The organism is Candidatus Hydrogenedentota bacterium (genome assembly GCA_012523015.1).
In the GTDB taxonomy this organism is placed as follows: Bacteria; Hydrogenedentota; Hydrogenedentia; order Hydrogenedentales; family CAITNO01; genus JAAYBJ01.
Map to the genome: position 1 here is coordinate 1 of JAAYJI010000196.1, position 2,179 is coordinate 2,179.

The 2,179-nt window shown below is 44.5% G+C and carries 1 protein-coding gene; it reads left to right on the plus strand.

Features of this window, described 5'->3' with window-relative positions; genetic code table 11:
• The coding region (locus GX117_08585; protein ID NLO33396.1) for a site-specific DNA-methyltransferase at nucleotides 1-1,932 on the plus strand (1,932 nt) is incomplete at its 5' end.
• Nucleotides 1,933-2,179: the final 247 nt, after the last annotated feature.

The following is a 2,179-nucleotide window of genomic DNA, read 5'->3' on the forward strand; positions in this document are numbered from 1 at the left end:
GCCATTGACGAAATCAAAGGGGAGCACGGAGACCTTGTCAGTAGTGGCACGCTGGGCTACTCCGAGCCGCTCACGAAGGAATTCCTAAAGCAAAATCCCCATCTCGTGTTGGATACCCAATTCTTCAGTACCGAATTCAAGGAGCGGCTGATCGGCTCCCTTAATCATTTCGATGAACAATGCGAAGGCCTCCTCATTCACTCCGAAAACTTTCAGGCGTTGAATCTGCTGCAGAAAAGATATCGAGAACAGGTCAGGTGTGTGCATATTGATCCACCATATAATACTAAAACAAGTGGTTTCCTTTATAAAAACGCCTATGAGCACTCATCTTGGCTATCAATGATGAATGATCGAATAGCCTTTGCATCTTCCTTGCTGGATGATAAAGGGGAATTTATTTGTCACATTGACGAAAATGAATATGAACGCTTAAGTCTTCTTTTTAATAATCATAGCCTAAATACATCAGGAACAATTATTTGGGATAAAATGAATCCGATGTTAGGCCGAAAAGGAATAGCGACACAGCATGAATACATAATATGGCGAAGCAAATATGACAGATCAATATTAGGACGAAGTGAGTCTATAGTGGAAATGCAGGAGAATGTAAAATCGCTCATAAAAAAATATGGAGTTATAAATGAGAGTGTACGGCAGGAATACCGAGAATGGTTGAAAAAGCAAGAAAACTTTAGTGGAGGAGAAAAAACCTACAAACACATAGACGATGATGGAAACATCTATCGTTTAGTGGCGATGGGTGCACCAGAGAGGCGTACCGATCCGAAATATCATATTCCGTTAAAGCATCCTGTAACCGGGAAAAACTGTCCGGTTCCACCGAATGGATGGTCGAGAACACCAGATACGCTAGCCGATCTCATTAAGGATAAGATGATTGTTTTTGGTAATGACGAAACAACACAACCTCAGAAAAAGGCCTATTTAAGAGAAGATGCGCTGAAACAAATAACTTCGGTTTATTGTGACGCGAAAAGTGGGAAAGATTATCTCGATCTCTTGGGATCTGAGTTTCCATATAGCCATCCCGTTTCGATGTATCAGCATTTACTTTCCTTTGCACAAGAGAGTGTGACGTTTATAGACTTCTTTGCTGGCTCTGGAACCAATGGCCATGCAGTTTTGAATTTAATTAGAGCAACGAATTATCGTCACAAGTCTATCCTCGTTGAAATGGGAGATCACTTTGATACGGTTCTCAAGCCGCGCATTGCCAAGGTGGTCTACTCTGAAGAGTGGAAAGAGGGTAAGCCGGTTAGTCGCGATACCGGTATTTCTCATTGTTTCAAATATTTGCGGCTGGAATCTTACGAAGATGCGCTGAACAATATTGAGTTTAGGCAGAGGGATTCCAGACTGCCTTTAGGCATTCAGGAAGAGTATTTGCTCTCCTACATGCTGGAGACCGAATCCGGAGAGAGCGCCTGCCTGCTGAATATTGAGAAGCTGGATAAGCCGTTCAGCTACGAGATGAGCATAGCGCGAAATCTGGAAAGCCAGAAGCGCTCCATTGATCTTGTGGAAACCTTCAACTATCTGATTGGGCTTCGGGTGAGGAAGAGCCATGCGCTCGTTTCGTTTGATGCCGATTTTATCACGGGAGAGTATGGTGCCGTTTCCGCTCGGCTCAAGGCTGGCAATACCTATAAGTTTAAGGCGATTGAGGGGACGCTGCCCAATGGAGAAGAAGCGCTGGTGGTCTGGCGCGAAATGAGCGACGACATAAAAAATGATAACGCCGTTCTCGACGCCTATTTCCTTTCGCTTTCGAATGGCCGCAGCTTCGAGCAAATTTATGTTAATTGCGATAACAACCTTTTGAATTTGCGAGAGGAGGGTGAGAGCTGGCGGGTTGACCTGATCGACGTGGAGATGAAAAAACGAATGTTCGAAGAGACGGAATAGAGGGCTCCATGGCAAAAAGAACGAGAAAGAGCAAGAAAGCGCAGCCGGAGATGAAGTTTGACCAGAAGCTCATATTGAACCAGTACATCTTGACGAGATTCGGCATTTCGAGTTTGGAGGAGTTATCCAAGGAGTCAAGAAGCACGTGGCTGAACAAAATCGATGATGAGGGAGTCACTGGTCACTGCGAACATCTGTATGCGAAATTGAAGCGCAGTGGCAACAAAAAAGGGTTGATTGACAGGGA